Source organism: Chryseobacterium sp. 22532 (assembly GCF_052044665.1).
In the GTDB taxonomy this organism is placed as follows: Bacteria; Bacteroidota; Bacteroidia; order Flavobacteriales; family Weeksellaceae; genus Chryseobacterium; species Chryseobacterium lathyri.
In genome coordinates, this window is record NZ_JBQENJ010000009.1 from 38,083 (window position 1) to 54,814 (window position 16,732).

The following is a 16,732-nucleotide window of genomic DNA, read 5'->3' on the forward strand; positions in this document are numbered from 1 at the left end:
AATAAAAACCATGAACTATGAGAAAAAACTTACTCCTATTTTTTCTTTTTTTAAGCGCTTTACATTTCTCTCAAAAACCAATCTTTACAAAAGCAAAAGTTAATGCTGTAAATGTTTACAGAACTTCTGCTGAACTCCATAATTCTGTGAGTGTTTCACTTCCTGCAGGAACTTCTGAGGTTGTTGTGACCAATATTTCGGACGAAATTGTGGAGAAATCTATACAGATTAATACCAACAATAAAGATGTCTCAATTCTTTCTGCGCAATACAGAGACAGCTACAACTCGAATTATTTTGAAAATAATAATCCTAACGGAAAAAGAATTAAGGACAGCATCGCTATTTTAGAAAATCTCAGTACAAAAATCAATATCGAGCGTCAGACGAATGAAAAAACATTGGAACTTTTAGACAAGAATCAAGGACTTTTAATTGGCAGTAATACTTCCAGTGTGGCCCAGCTGATGCAGCTGACAGAATATTATAAGACGAAAAGAAATGAAATAAGCATAGCACAGCTTGATATTAATAAAAAATATACACAAACTGTGCAGAAACTTGAAGCTTTAAAAAATCGTTTGAAAGCTAATACAGAAGCTGAGGAAACTTTTTCTGATGGCGTTCTTGTTCTGAGAATTGCAAGCAGTGGGGGAGGAAATGCAAAAATGGATCTGGGATATCTGGCAGAAAACGTTTCCTGGGAACCATTTTATGAAGTGAAGGGCAATAAGCTTACTGAACCTTTGGATGTCACTTTTAAAGCAAAAGTAAGACAGGATACGGGACTTGACTGGAAAGGAGTGAAGCTTTCGCTGATCAATTCAAGATCTTCAAGAAATAACGAAGCTCCAGTTATGAATCCCTGGTTTTTGAATTCTTATAAGAATGAAGAAAGGACAAACATTGGATATTCTGGTAAAAGAGATACTATGCGCACGATGGAGATTGAAGAAGTTGTAATGACAGGTTATGGAATTAAAATTAATGAAAATCAATTGAATGTAAGTTTTGATACAGATATTCCTTATGATATTCTGTCAAATGATGAAGATCATTTTATTAATCTGAAACAGATAAAGCTTCCAGCTGAATACAAATATTACACCGTTCCAAAATACAATACCACTGCCTATTTGGTTGCAGATATTAAAGATTTTAATAAATATAATCTGATTTCAGGGGCTGCCAGCGTGATCTTTGAAAATATGTATGTAGGCGAAACAAGGATCAATCCCAACCAGACGAATGATAAAATGAGCATTACTCTTGGTGATGACAAAAAGATTAGCATCCGCAAAGAAGTGGTAAATGATAAGGCAAGTGAAAAATTATTTTCTTCCTATCAGGAAAAAACCATTACTTACGATCTGGTTGTCCGGAATAACAAAAAAGAAGCAATTAATATCGAGATACGGGATCAGATTCCTTTGAGTAAGGATGAAACTGTAAAAATTGAGCTTCTTCAAAGTGATAATGCTGAACTCGATAAAGAAAAAGGATTCTTACTGTGGAACGTTAAAATCTCCTCATCAGAAACCAAAAAATTCAGGGTAAGCTATAAAGTAAGATATCCAAAAGATTTTTCAATAAGTAATCTTAATTAAATATCCGATTATTCACTATTTTTGTATAAAATTTCAGTTCACTTGAAAACTAAAAAGCAAGATTATTCACATCTTTCACCAAGCCAGCCTATCGGTATTTTCGATAGTGGGGTGGGAGGACTTACCGTAGCTAAAGAGATCAAAAGACTTCTTCCCCACGAAGATCTGATCTATTTTGGAGACACCAAACACCTTCCGTACGGTGAAAAGTCGAAGGATGCGATTATAGAATATTCTACCAAGATCACCAATTTTCTGCTTCAGCAGAACTGTAAAGCCATTGTCATTGCCTGTAATACGGCTACAGCCAATGCTTTAAACGAAGTGATGCAATCTGTGAATGGAAAAGTTCCCGTCATAGACGTTATTAATCCCGTTGCTGAAAAAGTAGCGTATGAGATCCACAATAATGTTGGAGTCATTGCTACAAAAGCAACCGTCAATTCCGGATTGTATAAGAAAAGCATCAGGAAACAGAATAAATGGATCAAAGTTGATGAGCTGGCGACTCCGTTATTGGTTCCTGCTATTGAAGAAGGATTCAAAAACCATCCGATTACGCATGCCATCATTTATAATTATTTAAGCAATAACAAGCTCAAGAATATTGAAACCCTTATTCTGGGGTGCACTCATTATCCTTTGCTGATCGATGAGATTAAGCAGTATTATGGAAACAGAGTTCGCGTGATCGATTCACCCAATATTGTTGCCAATCACCTTAAGATCATCCTGGATAAATACCATCTTCTGAATGACAATAATCCAAAACCGAATTATCATTTTTATCTTTCGGACCTGACGAAGAACTTTGAAAAAATCTCTAAGAAATTCTTTGGAAAGACGATAGATCTGGAATTGAAAGTACTATAATACAAAAAGCTGTTTCGCCCGAAACAGCTTTTATTTTATGAAAACTTTTGAAAAGTTATGGTTCTAAAATAACCATTTCACTCTTCAGCCTTCTTTTAGGAGTCGTTTCAGGATGATTGCTGTCGTTTTCATCTCTTTTCCCGATGGCTACTGCAAAAAGCGTTTCATAAGAATCATTTTTAAGGATTTCGTCATATTTTTCAGTTTCAATACCTTCCATCGGAGTGGAATCTATTCCCATAGCAGCGCAAGCAGAAAGAAGAACGCCCAGCGAAAGATACACCTGATGCCCCATCCATGCCCGAATGGAAGCCTCGCCGTGTGGTTTTACCATACTTCTGTAGTAATTAACGGAACCTTCAGGAAGATTTTCTTCGATCTGTTTTTCAAAGTCTTCGGGATTCTTTATCACCTGGAATACAATAATATGGCTGCTGTCTAATACTTTTCCCTTATTGAAATATGATGCTTCTGCCAGCTGTTCCCTGAGTTCAGACTTATTAATGAAAATAAAATTCCATGGCTGGCTGTTGATTGAAGAAGGGCTTAGATTAAGGATCTCTTTCAATTCTGCAATCTGTTCTGCACTGATTTTTTCCTGTGGGTTATACTTTTTTACCGTATACCTTTTTTTCATTTGTTCTAAAAAGTTCATAATTTATATACTATCAATTTTATAGTTACAAAAGTAATTTAAGTTTAATATCTTTGCAATAACGGTAAAAAAGGATAGTATAAAAATGTACACGATAGATAACAAAGAATACCCGTGCTGCACCAGTGTCACCATGAAGTTTATAGGAGGAAAATGGAAAGCCGTTATTTTATTCCATCTTACAGACGGCGCCAAAAGGTATAATGAACTTAGGAAATTAATTCCTACCATCACAGAAAGAACATTGAGTCTTCAGCTGAAACAGCTTGAGGAAGATCACATCATCAACAGAAAGGTATACACCGAAAAGCCTCCACTGATGGTAGAATATACGCTGACGGATTTTGGAAAGACTCTCCAACCTGTTATAGAAGCTATTACAAACTGGGGAAAAGCTGCACCGGGTCTTTCCGTAAAAAAAATAATCAGGAATTAAATTTCCTGATTATCTTCTTTATTTGCTTCGAAAAAACTGAAACTTACATTTCCGTATTTCCGGGTATCTATTAAGTTAGGATGTTCCAGTTTCATTCTGCTCTGATGTTCTACGATTAAAACTCCGTTAGGTTTAACAAATTTATTGTTTAAAACCAGAGACAGCAGCTCATAGTATTTCTTCTCTTCCATTTCAAAAGGAGCATCGGAAAATACAATTTCAAAGCTTTTCTTATTTCTGAATTTTTTAAGCCAGTCAAAAACATCACCTCTCTGAACATTGATCTGCAGTGACATATCAAGCTCTGAGGCCGTAGAATTGATAAAACTTGTATGCTTTGGATTCAGCTCAACCGAAGTAACATCCTGGCATCCTCTGGACGCAAATTCGAAAGTGATAGAGCCAATACCTGCGAAAAGATCAAGCACAGAAACCGACTGCATATCATATTTGTTTTCCAGGATACTGAAAAGCGCTTCCTTGGCAAAATCTGTAGTAGGTCTTACATCAAAATTTTTAGGAGCGGCTATTTTTTTGGCTTTCCACTTGCCTGAGATTATTCTGAACATATTTTTTAGGGTTTAGGTGGTAGGAATTAGGGATCAGGGAAGTATGTCGGGCCTAAGCCCTCATCCCTAATTCTTGGTCCCTTTTAATTAAGTATAAAATTCTTATTGGGAATATTGTCAAAAACAATTCTCATATTTTTGACGAATTTCTGAAGTTCGGAAATAAAGGTTTCATTTTCAGTAGTTTCGCCATAGGCGTAAAAATTGGTTTCATTGATTCCAAAGCCTATTTTACTGAGCGTAAACATCACGAAATACAGAAAATCAACCTCAGAATTCACATCCAGGTTGTTGTATAAAATAACTTTTTTGTTATCAATAGCAAAAAACTCACACTGGTTATGGTACAGGTTGATGTGAATCTCCTTACTGTTTTTATTGTTGAGTGAATTCAAAAACTTTTCCCCTGAAAAATTAAAATGAACCGGAATGGCCAGCTCCTTTATTTTTTTGTAAAAGTTTTTAGGGAATGTATAATAAAACTGTACCCCGAACTTTTTATTGACAGAAAGCATGAGCTCCTCTTTTTCCCTGTCAGCCGGAGCATTGAAAGCAATCAGCTCAAATCCTGCCTCATGCTCAGAAAATCCTTCAGGCATCAGGGTAAAGTGATTTAGTGCCGAGATCACATGGATTTCGTCAAACCTCTGCTTAAGAAGAATTTCATCAAGCTTATCTTCAATAAGATTCTCTGGAGTTTCTTCAGTAACGAAATAAGACTTTTCTTCCTGAATGCCTTTGTTTTTTGCAATCTGGTAGATTAATCCGTCTTTGGTAAAAAGTAAATTAAGTACGTTCATATTTCAATTGCTGCAAATTTAGTGAAATTCTATCATAACGGCACCGGATTGATGGTGAAGTATTTCCTTATTATAAAAATCGATATCTCTCTGGCTTTCCAAAACATCCATAACCATTCTCTGCAGCGTTCCGTCACCAATACCGTGAACAATCTCCAGCCTCTTCAGATGATGCTTTCTGCAGAAATCAAGAACTTCCGTTAATTTCGCTTTTTGGATAAAGAGTCTTTCGAAACTGTCATAATCACTGGGATTTCTGACGAGATTGTGAAAATGCAGATCCAGAACCATATGATTTTTCTGATGTTTTTTGGAAGTCACTTTCTTCGGTTCTGCTTTTCTCACTACCCGGATATTTTCATAAAGTTCTGCGTTTTTCGGAACCAGTTTCTCTTTCGGATATTGATAGGTAAAACCATACTCATCTTTGAAAACAACAATATTGCCGTTCACGGAAGTAATGATCCCGCTTAAATCCTCATCTACTACAGAAACTTTGTCCCCGATTTTCATGTATTGTACTCCTTCTTTTATTGTTTTCAAAATTAAATCTTAGGTCCCAGTTCAATGATTTCCAAATCTTTGATCTCTTCACCTTCCACTACGAAACGCATCATGGTCCTCGTTTTATGCCATCCCTGTTTTCCACAGGCTCCGGGATTCAGGTGAAGGAGATTATTCTTTTGGTCAAACATGGCTTTTAAAATATGGGAATGTCCTGAAATAAACAGCTTTGGAGCCTTTGCAGAAATTTCTCTGTTTGTCAGCGGCGTATATTTTCCGGGATATCCACCGATATGGATCATTAAAACTTCAAGATCTTCGCAGAAAAAACGGTTCACTTCAGGAAATTCAGCTCTGATCTTCGCATTGTCTATATTTCCGTAAACACCCTTTAAAGGTTTTATTTTTTCCAGTTCTTCAATCACTTCTATACTTCCGAAATCCCCGCAATGCCAGATTTCATCCGCCTGACGGGCATATTCTAAAATCCTGTCATCTATATAGGAATGGGAATCGGAGAGAAGAAGAATTTTCGTCATGAAGATTTGAAATTTTTACAAATTTAGGAAAGATTTATTTTCTATTAAGGGTCAGATTATTTTTAAATACACAAAGTTTTACAGGAGAAGCCTGCATCGCCTAATATTTACTAAATTTGAGAAAATTAAAAAAAATGAAGCAGAAATTTTCTCTTTTACTTTTTCTTTTAGCCATAGGGCTTTTCAATGCCCAGGTTGAAGAAAAAAAATTGGATGAACTGATCCAGAGTACTTTAAAAACTTTTGATGTTCCTGGAATGTCAGTAGGAATCATAAAAGACGGAAAAGTGATTTATTCCAAAGGTTTCGGACAACGTTCTTTAACCACCAAACAGCCGATGGATGATAATACATTGGTAGGAATTGCATCTAATTCAAAAGGGTTTACCTGCACTGCACTGGCTATTTTAGCCGATGAAGGAAAATTGAGCTGGGACGATAAAGTTTCAAAATATATTCCGGAATTTCAGATGTATGATCCCTATGTTTCCCAAAACGTAACCATTAAAGATCTTGTAACCCACAGAGCTGGATTAGGCTTGGGACAGGGTGACCTGATGTTCTTCCCTGAAGGTGGGAACCTGACGGTAAATGATATTGTTCACAATGTAAGATATCTGAAACCTGAAAACCCTTTCAGAACGACACTGGATTATAACAATATTATGTTTATTGTAGCGGGAGAAGTGATCCACAGGATTTCCGGGCTGAGCTGGGCCGAATTTATTGAGCAGAGAATTATGAAGCCAGTTGGAATGACTTCCAGTTTTGGAAGCTACAGCAGAGCTAAAGCCGTATCAAACAAAATTGATGCCTATGCTCCTGTAGACGGGAAAGCTGTTGCCGTTCCGCACGATTGGAATGAAACAGGGAATGCAGCAGGAGGAATCATGAGTAATATTAAGGATATGACCACCTGGGCAGATTTTCTTTTAAATAATTTCACAACCAAAGACGGTAAAAAATTAGTTTCAGATAAAAATGTACAGCAGCTATGGAGTCTGCAGATCCCGGATAAAGTTGCTTTAAAAAATCCTTACGATACGAGCTTTTACGGATATGGGTTAGGATGGTTTTTAAGTGATGTGAAAGGACACAAGCAGATTCAGCATACGGGAGGATTAATAGGTACTGTTACCCAATTTACACTGATTCCGGATCTGAAATTGGGAATCGTAGTATTAACGAACCAACAGTCCGGAGCCGCTTTTAATACAATTACCAACACGGTAAAAGATTCTTACCTGGGAGTAGCAGACAGAAACTGGCTGAAAACCTATGGTGAAAGAATGGCAAAAGTAAATGCCGAATATGATAAGCAGAAAAAAGAAGCTTACGCCAAATCAGAAGCCTTTAAAAAAGAAAAAAATCTTCAGCCGAAAGCCGAACAATTTGCAGGAAAATACAGTGACCAATGGTTTGGCGATGTAGAAATTTCTCAACAGGGAAATACATACAGAATTTCCTGCCAAAACTCTCCAAGACTGAAAGGAGAACTGCTTCCCTATTCCAGTAATTCTTTTATTGTAAAATGGGACGACAGAAGTTATGACGCTGATGCTTATATTATTTTCAGCTATGATGAAAATGGAAAGGCAGAGTCTGCAAAGCTAAAGCCTATTTCGGATGTTACAGATTTCAGTTTTGACTTTGATGATCTGGATCTCAAAAGAAAGTAAATTGGGATAAAATATAATTGCTGAGCAAAATTATCAATCACAAAAAATATAAAATTCAATAGGAGCGGGCTTTAGCCCGCTTTTTTATGAATAATACATTTGGCTAGCCAAAACATTATATAAGGATTTTTTTAGATTATCTGAGCAAATTAAAATCCTCTTTGGCAAGTGAATATTCAGAATTCAAATGCTGTTTTTCAAAAAAGTCTTTCAGATCCAAAAGTCGTTTCTTATGATTATAATGGAGGCTTGAATTTAATTTCTGCTGACAAAGTGAACATGCTCTTGCAAAATGATAATCAGTTTCAGAAAGGCTATTGGTTCCATTCATTACACAATTTGCATTGAGGCAATGACTGATTCCGAACATATGCCCGATTTCATGTGAACTTATTTTGATCAGTCTTTTAAGGCTTTCATTGAAGTTAAGATCAGACAGATGACCATCAGAAAACCGATACATAGAAGTTACCCCAACACCGTCTTCATAAGAAGCCTGCCCAAATACATAATTCCATTCAGGTTTTGGAAAAAGATCTTTCTCAGTAATTCCCATAACAACTACCGCATCTTTAGGTTTTTGTTTAATCAGAATACTGTTCAGTACATAACCTGCCAGAATCTGTTCCTGACCGTCTTTAAAGATTCTTCTTGCTGCTTTTGGAAAAATACTGTTGGGTAAAACAGGAAGAACCCTTGTTTTAAGCTGAAAATATTTGCTTAAATATTCTTTGGTAAGGTCTATCTCCTTTTTCTGCAGCTCATTGAATTCTCCGATAGGCTGAAGATAAATTGTGTTTTTTTGGGGCTCCGGCTTTATTTTCTCTAGTTTCTGAAAATCCTCAAAAGTCTGGAATTTTTCATCACGGGAATATCGCCAGTCACCAGGTCTTGCCTTGGGAAGCTTAACATCATTTACCACAATAGTTTCAATATAGGTCCTATCCTTTTTAGCACATGAAAAAAGGAGTAGGATAGTCAAAAAGATACAATTAAATTTTCCCTGGCTCATAAAAGAACAGGAGTCTTTTCTTGGCGCCATCAAATTCAGACCATGAATTACAGTCTATTTCAAAACCGGCAACTCCACAGGTGGGGAAATGGAAAATATCTTCTGAAATGGAATTCGCAAAATTGGAAATTCCATTGTTATGGGAGAAAAAAGCTACAGAGTTCACATTGTCATCCAGGTCATAGATCACAGATTCAAAATTTCTTTCCGAGGGATTATAAAGCTTATCCTCCGTAGAGACATTAAGCTGATAGGCTTGGTTAAAGATTTTACACGTATTCAGGGCACGCACAGCCGGGCTGGAAACAAACTGGTCAATAGAAATATTATTGTTTTTCATGAATCTGGACATGTTCATAGCATCTTTCAATCCTTTGTCTGCCAAAGGTCTGTCGAAGTCCTCCGTTTCTTCCGGCCAGTCGCTTTTCGCATGTCTTACGAGGATGAGTTTCTTCATATTTTCGTTTTTTGGAAGATTAAAATTATAAAAAAAATAATGGAATAAAACATGATTTTTATAAAAAAACTGCGTTATGAATAAAATCATTAAATTTTACTAAATTTGCACACTTATGGGACAGATCCTTGCAATAGACTATGGAAAGGCACGCTGCGGTATCGCTGCAACAGATGATATGCAGATTATTGCAAGTAGTCTGGATACTATCGAAACCCGGTTTTTGATGGAGTTTCTGAGAAAATATTTCACAGAAAACAAAGTGGATGATGTGGTAGTAGGCCTTCCTACAGATTTGAAAGGAAATATTTCCGAAGTGGAGACAGATATTTTAAAATTCATTGAAGAATTTCAGAAGGAATTTTCCGGTATCACGGTCCACCGTTTAGATGAAAGATTTACCTCTAAAATGGCTTCTTTTTTTATCTCCCAAAGCGGGAAAAGTAAAAAAAAGAGACAGGAAAAGGGATTAATAGATAAAGTAAGTGCAACAATTATATTGCAGAATTTTTTAGAACAAAGAATAAGATGATTTTACCGATAAGAGCTTTTGGGGATCCTGTTTTAAGAAAAGTAGGGAAAGATATAGACAAAGATTATCCCGGTTTACAGGAACTTATAGATAATATGTTCGAAACGATGTACAGTGCGAATGGCATAGGGCTTGCAGCACCACAAATCGGTTTGGACCTGCGATTGTTTGTGATTGATGTAACGCCACTTGCAGATGACGAAGATTATGAAGACATCAAAGACGAGCTGGCTGAGTTTAAAAAAGTTTTCATTAACGCAAGAATCCTTGAAGAATCTGGTGAAGAATGGAAATTCAATGAAGGATGCCTTTCTATTCCGGACGTAAGAGAAGATGTGAAGAGAAAAGGAACAATCGTTATTGAATATTATGACGAAAATTTTGTGAAACATACAGAAACTTTTTCCGATATTAGAGCCCGCGTAATTCAGCATGAATATGATCATATTGAAGGCGTGCTGTTTACCGATCATCTGAGTATATTGAAGAAGAAACTCGTAAAAGGTAAGCTGGCAAAAATCTCACAGGGTGATGTAAGCATCAGCTATAAAATGAGATTTCCAAAGTAATTTAAACAAGGATTAAAAAACAAAATAATAAACAGCAAAAAGCCCCGTGCCTATTGCAGAATTTACAAAAAATAAAATTATGCTGTTAGAAAAAATAATTTCAATTTCTGGAAAGCCAGGACTTTTCAAATTAGTTTCTCAACTAAGAAACGGTTTTATCATTGAAGATGTTACGACTAAGAAAAAAGTAAGCATTGGAAACTCAAGTCAGGTGAGTTTATTGGATAATATCGCTATGTTTACATTTGATAAAGAAGTTCCTTTGTTCGAGGTTTTTGAAAATATTGCTAAAAACTACGATTATAAAGAAACGATTTCTCACAAATCTTCCGATGATGTTCTGAAAGAATTCATGACGGCTTCTCTTCCTAACTATGATACAGAAAGAGTATATGCTTCAGATATCAAAAAATTGGCTCAGTGGTATAACCTTCTTCAGAAAGCAGGATACATTACTCCTGAGAGCTTCGTAAAAGCAGAGCCTGAAACACTGGATGGTGCAAAGGAAGAAGTGAGCATTGAAAAAGAAGCTCCTAAAAAAGCAGCTTTAAAAGCAGAAAAGCCTGCAGCTCCAAAAGTAAAAGCTACTTCTGCAGCTAAAGCCACTCCAAAAAGTACACATACTAAGAAGGGATAATTTATCCCGATTGTAAATACAGAACCCTGTCAAAAATCTTGACAGGGTTTTTATTTTAAACACAAACTCCTAAGCTTTATTTTCCGTTCTTTTGTTTCAAGACAGAACTTAATTAAATAAAGATTTACCCTAAATTTGCATCACTTTGAATCCTCAATTATGAATACCAGACAAGAAAAATTAGAAGCCTTCGGAAGATTATTGGACATCATGGATGATCTGCGCGAAAAATGCCCATGGGATCAGAAGCAAACCCTGCAATCCCTCCGTCATTTAACCCTTGAAGAAACCTACGAGCTTTCAGATGCTATTCTGCAGGAAGATTTGCAGGAAATCAAAAAAGAGCTGGGTGATGTTCTGCTTCATCTTGTTTTTTATGCCAAAATTGGTTCTGAAAAAGAAAGTTTCGATATTGCAGATGTCATCAATTCTTTAAACGAGAAACTGATTTTCCGTCATCCCCATATTTATGGTGATACAGAAGTGAAAGATGAAGAAGAAGTAAAGCAGAATTGGGAGAAGCTGAAGCTGAAAGAAGGGAATAAATCGATTTTAGGTGGTGTACCGAAAAGTCTTCCAAGTTTGGTAAAAGCCTACAGGATTCAGGATAAAGTAAAAGGAATTGGATTTGAATTTCACGATGCAGAAGATGCATGGAAAAAAGTAGATGAAGAAATTCAGGAATTTCATGCAGAAACCGATTCAGATAAAAAAGAGCTGGAGTTGGGCGATGTATTTTTCTCACTCATCAACTATGCAAGAATTTCAGGACTGAATCCGGATTCTGCATTGGAAAGAACCAATTTAAAATTTATCTCAAGATTCCAGAAAATGGAAGTGCTGGCAGAGGAATCAAATCTAAAGCTGGCCGACCTGTCTTTGGAAGAAATGGACGTATTGTGGGAAAAAGCAAAACTGCTGTCATAAATAAAGCCCTGACATAGAAGTATTCCGAGAATCCTTATTGGAATAGGTTTTGCATGGCTCATCGTGTTCTTTGATCCTGCAAACCGATTAATTCTTATTACGATTGATGGAACCCAAAAACAAGTCTCGTTATCAACAAGATTATTTAATACCTTAGAGAAAAATATACGGTATCCGTATTTTCAGTTTTAAAAATTAAAAAAATAGCTATGCTGCGTATTCTTACCCTATCTGCACTCTTATTATGGAGTTGTAATCCAAAAGCACAGGATTCTCCTAAAACCGACGAAATCAAAGTTGAATTTTCCCTTCCGAAAAAATTGAAAGAAGTTTCAGGAATCGTTCTGTCTCAGGATAAAAATACCATTTGGGCGATAGAAGATCAGGGAAATAAAAATGTAGTTTACGGTTTGGATAAGCAGGGCAAGCTGGTAACGGATGTTTTGGTAGAAAATGCTGAAAACAACGATTGGGAAGATATTACCAAAGATGCCCAGGGAAATATTTACCTCGGTGATTTTGGAAATAATGATAACAACAGACAGAATCTGGCTATTTTAAAGCTGGATTTAAAGGATGCTTCCCAGAAAACAACAAAAGTTGTTCAGACAACAAAATTTCATTACGAAGGGCAGACTGAATTTCCTCCAAAGAAATCAAACTGGCTGTATGACTGTGAAGCTTTCGTAGAAATGAACGGAAACTTCTATCTTTTCACCAAAAACAGAAGCAAAGGTTTTGACGGAACTTTCCTTGTATTTCAGATTCCTAATAAAGAAGGGGATTTTGAAGCCAAATTGATAGGAAAACTTAAGCTTGCAGGGAAATACAGTGATGCTGCCATCACTTCTGCCGCCATCAACAGTACCAATGATAAAATCGTTCTGCTTACCCATAAAAACATTCATGTACTTTCCGGGTTCACAACTGATAATTTTAATACTGCGAAAATTGAGAAAGTATCTTTAAATCATAATTCGCAGAAAGAAGCTGTTGTTTTCCTGGATGATAAAACTCTGCTGATCGCGGACGAAAAAGATAAGGAAACAGGCGGAAATGTATATAGGTTTGAATTTGACTCCAAAACTAAATAATGACAGATGCAAAAGCTTAAATCCGGCATTAATACAAAACAAGAGGGACAAAAAATTGTCCCTCTTTTGTATAATTAATATAGAATTAAATATAAGAAAGCGATAAAATTTAAAAAGTCATTCCTACTCCGGCAGAAATTCTTCCTCCGTCAGAACCATAGAAGTAATTCAGTCTTGCAGAAAACATTTCTACAACGCTCAGCCAGAATCCTGCTCCTACAGACTGATGCCACTTTTTAGAATCCTCACCATCGTTCCAGACACGTCCAAGATCATATCCAACCAGTACACCCATATTGGCAGGAATAATATTGTTTCTTACTCTCCCAAAATCCCAGCGGATCTCAGAATTGTTGGTGAAATAAGATTTACCTGAAAACCTGTCATTCCGGAAAGCCCTCATCCCATTATTGCCGCCTATGCTTGCTGCCTGGTAGAATTCGAAATTATTATTGCTGATCCACATGGCATTGCTGGAATTCGCAAACACAAAATTTCCTCTTTTGTCAAGTCTGTGGTCTATCGTCAGTGTTCCGTTCAGGGTGAAGAAGTTTTTCTTGGTATTGGACAGATTGGTTTTCCAGTCTGCATTCATCAGTAATTCCAGTCCCAAAGTCGGGAAGGCATTATTATCAAGGTTTTTGAAGCTGAAGGTATAATTGGCCCCAGCAAACTGCTGGCTTTTGAAAACTTCAGGTCTCACGTCCGGTGACTGATCTATAAAACGGTCACCGTTTCTCTGTACCTTATTATCCTCAAAGGTCAACTGAAACTGATGCTGAAGGTTCATCCAGCTCTTCTTAGAGATAGAAGGGGCAAAATTGAACTTAGAAATCCTTGCCCGGTTGTATTCCCTCTCCGTATTTTCCTTGTCGTATTTACTTTCATTGGACAGTCCGAAGAAATTTTCGGAAAACCGGGGTGTTGTATAAGCCGCATCAAGATTGAAATCCCATCCGGATATTGCTTTTTTGAAAATTCCTTTATAAGCTGCATTAAATCCTCCGGTTGCAGTATAAAAATTAACTTTAAGACTATGCTTTTGAGTATAAGGATCGCGGATGAAGTTATTCACCGTATAATTAGCCAGAACTCCTAAGATCACACCGTCATCCGGGTTGTAATCTGCATTTGGATAGCCGGCAAAGAAATTATATTTCGGATGCTTATAATTGTAGGTGTTGATATCGTAATCATCAGAAATATTTTTCTTTCCGGAACCGTTGTAAGTGTTTTTCTGACTTTTAAAATCATAAATCTTCACACTTTTTCCGTCTGCAATATTGTAGACATCATGGTTGTAACCGCCAATCAGCCTGATACTCGTTTTAGGTCTTCCTTCTCCTGATACTTCATAAATATCATCATCTTCAAGACCATAAATCCAGAGCTCCTTTGTTTGGGAATCCTCGTACGTTTTTTCAAAAACCAGTTCAGGGTTCTCTTTATTTTTGTCTAATTTATACTGCTTTACATTGATGGAATGTGCCGTTTTTGTAATGACGAACTTATCCGGATTCACCGTCCCGGCAAGAGGAACTTTTTCCTGCAGGACATCATAATATTGGGCGGCGTAATCCTGCAGCTTTGTTTTTCTGATTTTTAATTTACGTTGGATATCGGCAATGGTCTCATCTTTTACTTCTTTAGGAAGATTGCTGAATGCATCATCAATATCCGCATCAGTAAGATGTTCCTGGATATACTTTGCCTGCACAGTCCATTCTTCCTGTGAAGCACCCTTTAAAAAGATAAGGTCCAGCGGATACGGTTCCATATTGATCCACTTTACATTTTTGATCTCCTCTTTAAAAGTCTTCATATGACGGATAGCCGGAACATTCATAATAAGCTTGAAGGCGGCACCGTCATACCGGCTGAAAGCCTGATCCCTGTCCTTCGGGATCGGTTTATAAACTACATTGTCGCCATCCTGATATTCCGCCCATTTCCATTGATCTGAATGCCTGTCCCAATCACCGATCAGCATATCAAATATCCTTGCTCTTATGTACGATTCACGATCTACGGAATACTTATAATTTTTGGTGAAATTTTTCAGAACATCATCCGTAGAAACAATATCTTTAGCATTGTCCAGCGAAGCCAGTGTTTTAGGGTCAGAAGAAAAGCGTTCTTCAATCATGTACATTTCATCACCATAATTTTTATTATATTCTCCTAAAGCATATTGCTTCGGAATGTAATATAATTTCGGATTACTATGGAAGATACCGAGCTTATCAGCCATATTTCCTACTGAAAAAGGGGTAAATGGATGATTGGTCGTGTAAAAATCGAGCAGAAATTTTTCAGGAAATGTATTGTTCAGCTCGTTCCCGAAAGTGCTCTTTTTGAAAGCCATATTATTCAGAAAACGGACGGCGCTTTTTTTCACGCCCCGCATTACAAATTCCTGTCCGTCTGCCGCTTTCAGCCTTAAGCTGTTCGACTGATTGCCTCCGCCTTCTCTGAAAGGAGTAAAGCCACCATTCAGGGAAGCCAGATCTGCCGTAGGTGCCTCAATTGGAATGCCATAATATTTCCGGTAATGCTCGCCCCACAGCCAACGGTAAACAGGTCCTTTTTGAGTAAGCTTTACCGGATAAATACTTGAAGTGGCAGTGGCCGGAAAATCTTTCGGATAATTATTCACAAAAGCATCCGGTTTTGAGATCACAGAAATATGGGCAAGCCTTTTAATGTTGTTATCTTTTGTTGAAAAATATTCTACATCTGTGCTCTGGTCTTTTCTGATATTCAGAACGGCAAATCCACTTCCTCCGTATGAAAAATCGGTTTTTTCAGCAATAGTGGCAGGATCCGTTTTAGAACCTGCACCGCTAATAATTTGCCTGATATTCCTTTCTTCATGATATTGCAGATTATGATCATGTCCGGAAACAAAAATAATATTTTCCTTATCCTGAACAATGCTTTTTAAACGGTTGGCCAGATCTGCATAGTGCTGATTATTAATATCCTCCGGATTTGCTCCTGAAGAACTTCTTAATATATTGATGAAACTTGCTGCAATGGGAAAAGGAATCTTACTTTTCAACGGGTAAAGATGTGCTTTTGCAGAATTGAATCCTGCATGCGTTCCGCTGCTGATCACAGGATGATGCAGGGCAACAATAATCTTTTTATCCTGGTTTTTGGTAACAAGATCTTTAAACTCTGTGAAGAAATCTTCACGTGTTTTAATTGTACAGTTTTTATTGATCCCGGGATATTGATCCCAGTTTGCAAGCGCCCATTCGGTATCTAAGACAATAAGTTTAATATCTTTTGATAAATTGATGTCATCAATTCCGCAGGAATTTTTAGGAAGAAAAGCTTTCTTATCATTGAAATAGGCTTTCACCAGATCTTCCTGTCCTTTTAATCCGTCCAGGCCGCTGTTCCAGTCATGATTTCCCGGAATAACCAGTGTTTTTCCCTTAAAATTTTTGGCAATGGCAAGCTGGTTTTCCAGTTTTTGCTTAGCCAACGCATACTCTTTATCAGATTCTTTAGGCAATCCATTGGGATAGATATTGTCCCCCAGGAAGATCAGCATGGAGTTGCTGTCTGCTGAATCCAGTTTGTTTTTGAGTAAATTTAAGGTGTTCTGCGCCTGAGGCTCATCTGCATTTCCGGCATCCCCGATCAGAAAAATTTTAAAATCATTTTCAGATTTTACATCAGAATTGTTTATTTCAAATAAGTTTTTACCCTTTTTTACGTTATATGTTGCGCACGAATAGAGAACTCCTGCAGATAATACTGTCCGAAAGGCAATAGAGGTTTTTTTTAAATGAGTTTTAAAGGATAAATTCATAAATTTACATTAACAAAAA

General features: G+C 36.9%; 17 protein-coding genes. 9 read left to right on the forward strand and 8 right to left on the reverse strand.

All coding sequences use genetic code 11. The annotated features are described in order from the left end of the window. Positions 1–17: 17 nt before the first annotated feature. A complete protein-coding gene (locus ACTJIV_RS19650) occupies positions 18–1,607 on the forward strand; it encodes a DUF4139 domain-containing protein (RefSeq protein ID WP_440629206.1) in 1,590 nt (529 codons plus the stop codon). 42 nt (positions 1,608–1,649) lie between these two features. Then, positions 1,650–2,480: a glutamate racemase gene (gene murI, locus ACTJIV_RS19655; protein ID WP_048502928.1), complete on the forward strand. Its 831-nt coding sequence runs from the start codon at positions 1,650–1,652 to the stop codon at positions 2,478–2,480. A 55-nt stretch (positions 2,481–2,535) separates the two neighbouring features. Here murI and ACTJIV_RS19660 read toward each other — a convergent pair whose 3' ends face one another. Then, on the reverse strand, positions 2,536–3,135 hold the full coding sequence (locus ACTJIV_RS19660; protein WP_440629207.1) for a nitroreductase family protein: 600 nt from the start codon (positions 3,133–3,135) through the stop codon (positions 2,536–2,538). 85 nt (positions 3,136–3,220) lie between these two features. Between ACTJIV_RS19660 and ACTJIV_RS19665 the strand changes: the two genes are divergently transcribed. Beyond that, positions 3,221–3,571 carry a winged helix-turn-helix transcriptional regulator gene (locus ACTJIV_RS19665; protein ID WP_111960012.1) on the forward strand — a complete coding sequence of 117 codons (351 nt, stop codon included), beginning with the start codon at positions 3,221–3,223 and terminating at the stop codon, positions 3,569–3,571. Here the strand turns inward: ACTJIV_RS19665 and ACTJIV_RS19670 are convergent. The 4 genes from ACTJIV_RS19670 to ACTJIV_RS19685 all read right to left on the reverse strand — a co-directional run bounded on the left by ACTJIV_RS19670 (position 3,568) and on the right by ACTJIV_RS19685 (position 5,983). Next, positions 3,568–4,140 (reverse strand): RsmD family RNA methyltransferase, encoded by a 573-nt coding sequence (locus ACTJIV_RS19670; RefSeq protein ID WP_111960014.1) that lies wholly within the window; start codon positions 4,138–4,140, stop codon positions 3,568–3,570. The genes ACTJIV_RS19665 and ACTJIV_RS19670 overlap by 4 nt on opposite strands. 83 nt (positions 4,141–4,223) lie before the next feature. Continuing rightward, the gene (locus ACTJIV_RS19675) at positions 4,224–4,940 is read right to left on the reverse strand and encodes a DUF3822 family protein (protein ID WP_111960016.1); all 717 of its coding nucleotides are present in this window, start codon (positions 4,938–4,940) and stop codon (positions 4,224–4,226) included. Positions 4,941–4,958: 18 nt separating this feature from the next. Next, positions 4,959–5,453 carry a Smr/MutS family protein gene (locus ACTJIV_RS19680; protein ID WP_111960019.1) on the reverse strand — a complete coding sequence of 165 codons (495 nt, stop codon included), beginning with the start codon at positions 5,451–5,453 and terminating at the stop codon, positions 4,959–4,961. A 32-nt stretch (positions 5,454–5,485) separates the two neighbouring features. Then, positions 5,486–5,983, reverse strand: a complete 498-nt coding sequence (locus ACTJIV_RS19685; RefSeq protein ID WP_440629208.1) for a metallophosphoesterase family protein — start codon at positions 5,981–5,983, stop codon at positions 5,486–5,488. A gap of 134 nt (positions 5,984–6,117) precedes the next feature. Between ACTJIV_RS19685 and ACTJIV_RS19690 the strand changes: the two genes are divergently transcribed. Then, entirely contained in the window at positions 6,118–7,662 is a 1,545-nt protein-coding gene (locus tag ACTJIV_RS19690) for a serine hydrolase (RefSeq protein ID WP_440629209.1), read from the forward strand. Positions 7,663–7,798: 136 nt separating this feature from the next. On the opposite strand, the gene ACTJIV_RS19695 is transcribed toward ACTJIV_RS19690, so the two are convergent. Both ACTJIV_RS19695 and ACTJIV_RS19700 read right to left on the reverse strand, forming a co-directional pair. Then, on the reverse strand, positions 7,799–8,644 hold the full coding sequence (locus ACTJIV_RS19695; RefSeq protein WP_440629210.1) for a Zn-dependent protease: 846 nt from the start codon (positions 8,642–8,644) through the stop codon (positions 7,799–7,801). 10 nt (positions 8,645–8,654) lie between these two features. After that, positions 8,655–9,131: a SixA phosphatase family protein gene (locus ACTJIV_RS19700; protein WP_111960217.1), complete on the reverse strand. Its 477-nt coding sequence runs from the start codon at positions 9,129–9,131 to the stop codon at positions 8,655–8,657. Between the two features lie 115 nt (positions 9,132–9,246). Here ACTJIV_RS19700 and ruvX point away from each other — a divergent pair, with 115 nt between their 5' ends. The 5 genes from ruvX to ACTJIV_RS19725 all read left to right on the forward strand — a co-directional run bounded on the left by ruvX (position 9,247) and on the right by ACTJIV_RS19725 (position 12,890). After that, on the forward strand, positions 9,247–9,663 hold the full coding sequence (gene ruvX / locus ACTJIV_RS19705; protein ID WP_111960026.1) for a Holliday junction resolvase RuvX: 417 nt from the start codon (positions 9,247–9,249) through the stop codon (positions 9,661–9,663). Next, positions 9,660–10,232, forward strand: a complete 573-nt coding sequence (gene def / locus ACTJIV_RS19710; protein ID WP_111960029.1) for a peptide deformylase — start codon at positions 9,660–9,662, stop codon at positions 10,230–10,232. Before ruvX ends, def begins: the two co-directional genes overlap by 4 nt. 79 nt (positions 10,233–10,311) lie before the next feature. Next, positions 10,312–10,869, forward strand: a complete 558-nt coding sequence (locus ACTJIV_RS19715) for a DUF5606 family protein (RefSeq protein WP_440629211.1) — start codon at positions 10,312–10,314, stop codon at positions 10,867–10,869. A gap of 159 nt (positions 10,870–11,028) precedes the next feature. Beyond that, positions 11,029–11,796 (forward strand): nucleoside triphosphate pyrophosphohydrolase, encoded by a 768-nt coding sequence (mazG, locus tag ACTJIV_RS19720; protein WP_336379821.1) that lies wholly within the window; start codon positions 11,029–11,031, stop codon positions 11,794–11,796. Between the two features lie 209 nt (positions 11,797–12,005). Beyond that, the gene (locus ACTJIV_RS19725; protein WP_440629212.1) at positions 12,006–12,890 is read left to right on the forward strand and encodes a hypothetical protein; all 885 of its coding nucleotides are present in this window, start codon (positions 12,006–12,008) and stop codon (positions 12,888–12,890) included. A gap of 109 nt (positions 12,891–12,999) precedes the next feature. On the opposite strand, the gene ACTJIV_RS19730 is transcribed toward ACTJIV_RS19725, so the two are convergent. Continuing rightward, positions 13,000–16,713 carry a metallophosphoesterase gene (locus ACTJIV_RS19730; RefSeq protein WP_440629213.1) on the reverse strand — a complete coding sequence of 1,238 codons (3,714 nt, stop codon included), beginning with the start codon at positions 16,711–16,713 and terminating at the stop codon, positions 13,000–13,002. Positions 16,714–16,732 lie beyond the last annotated feature (19 nt).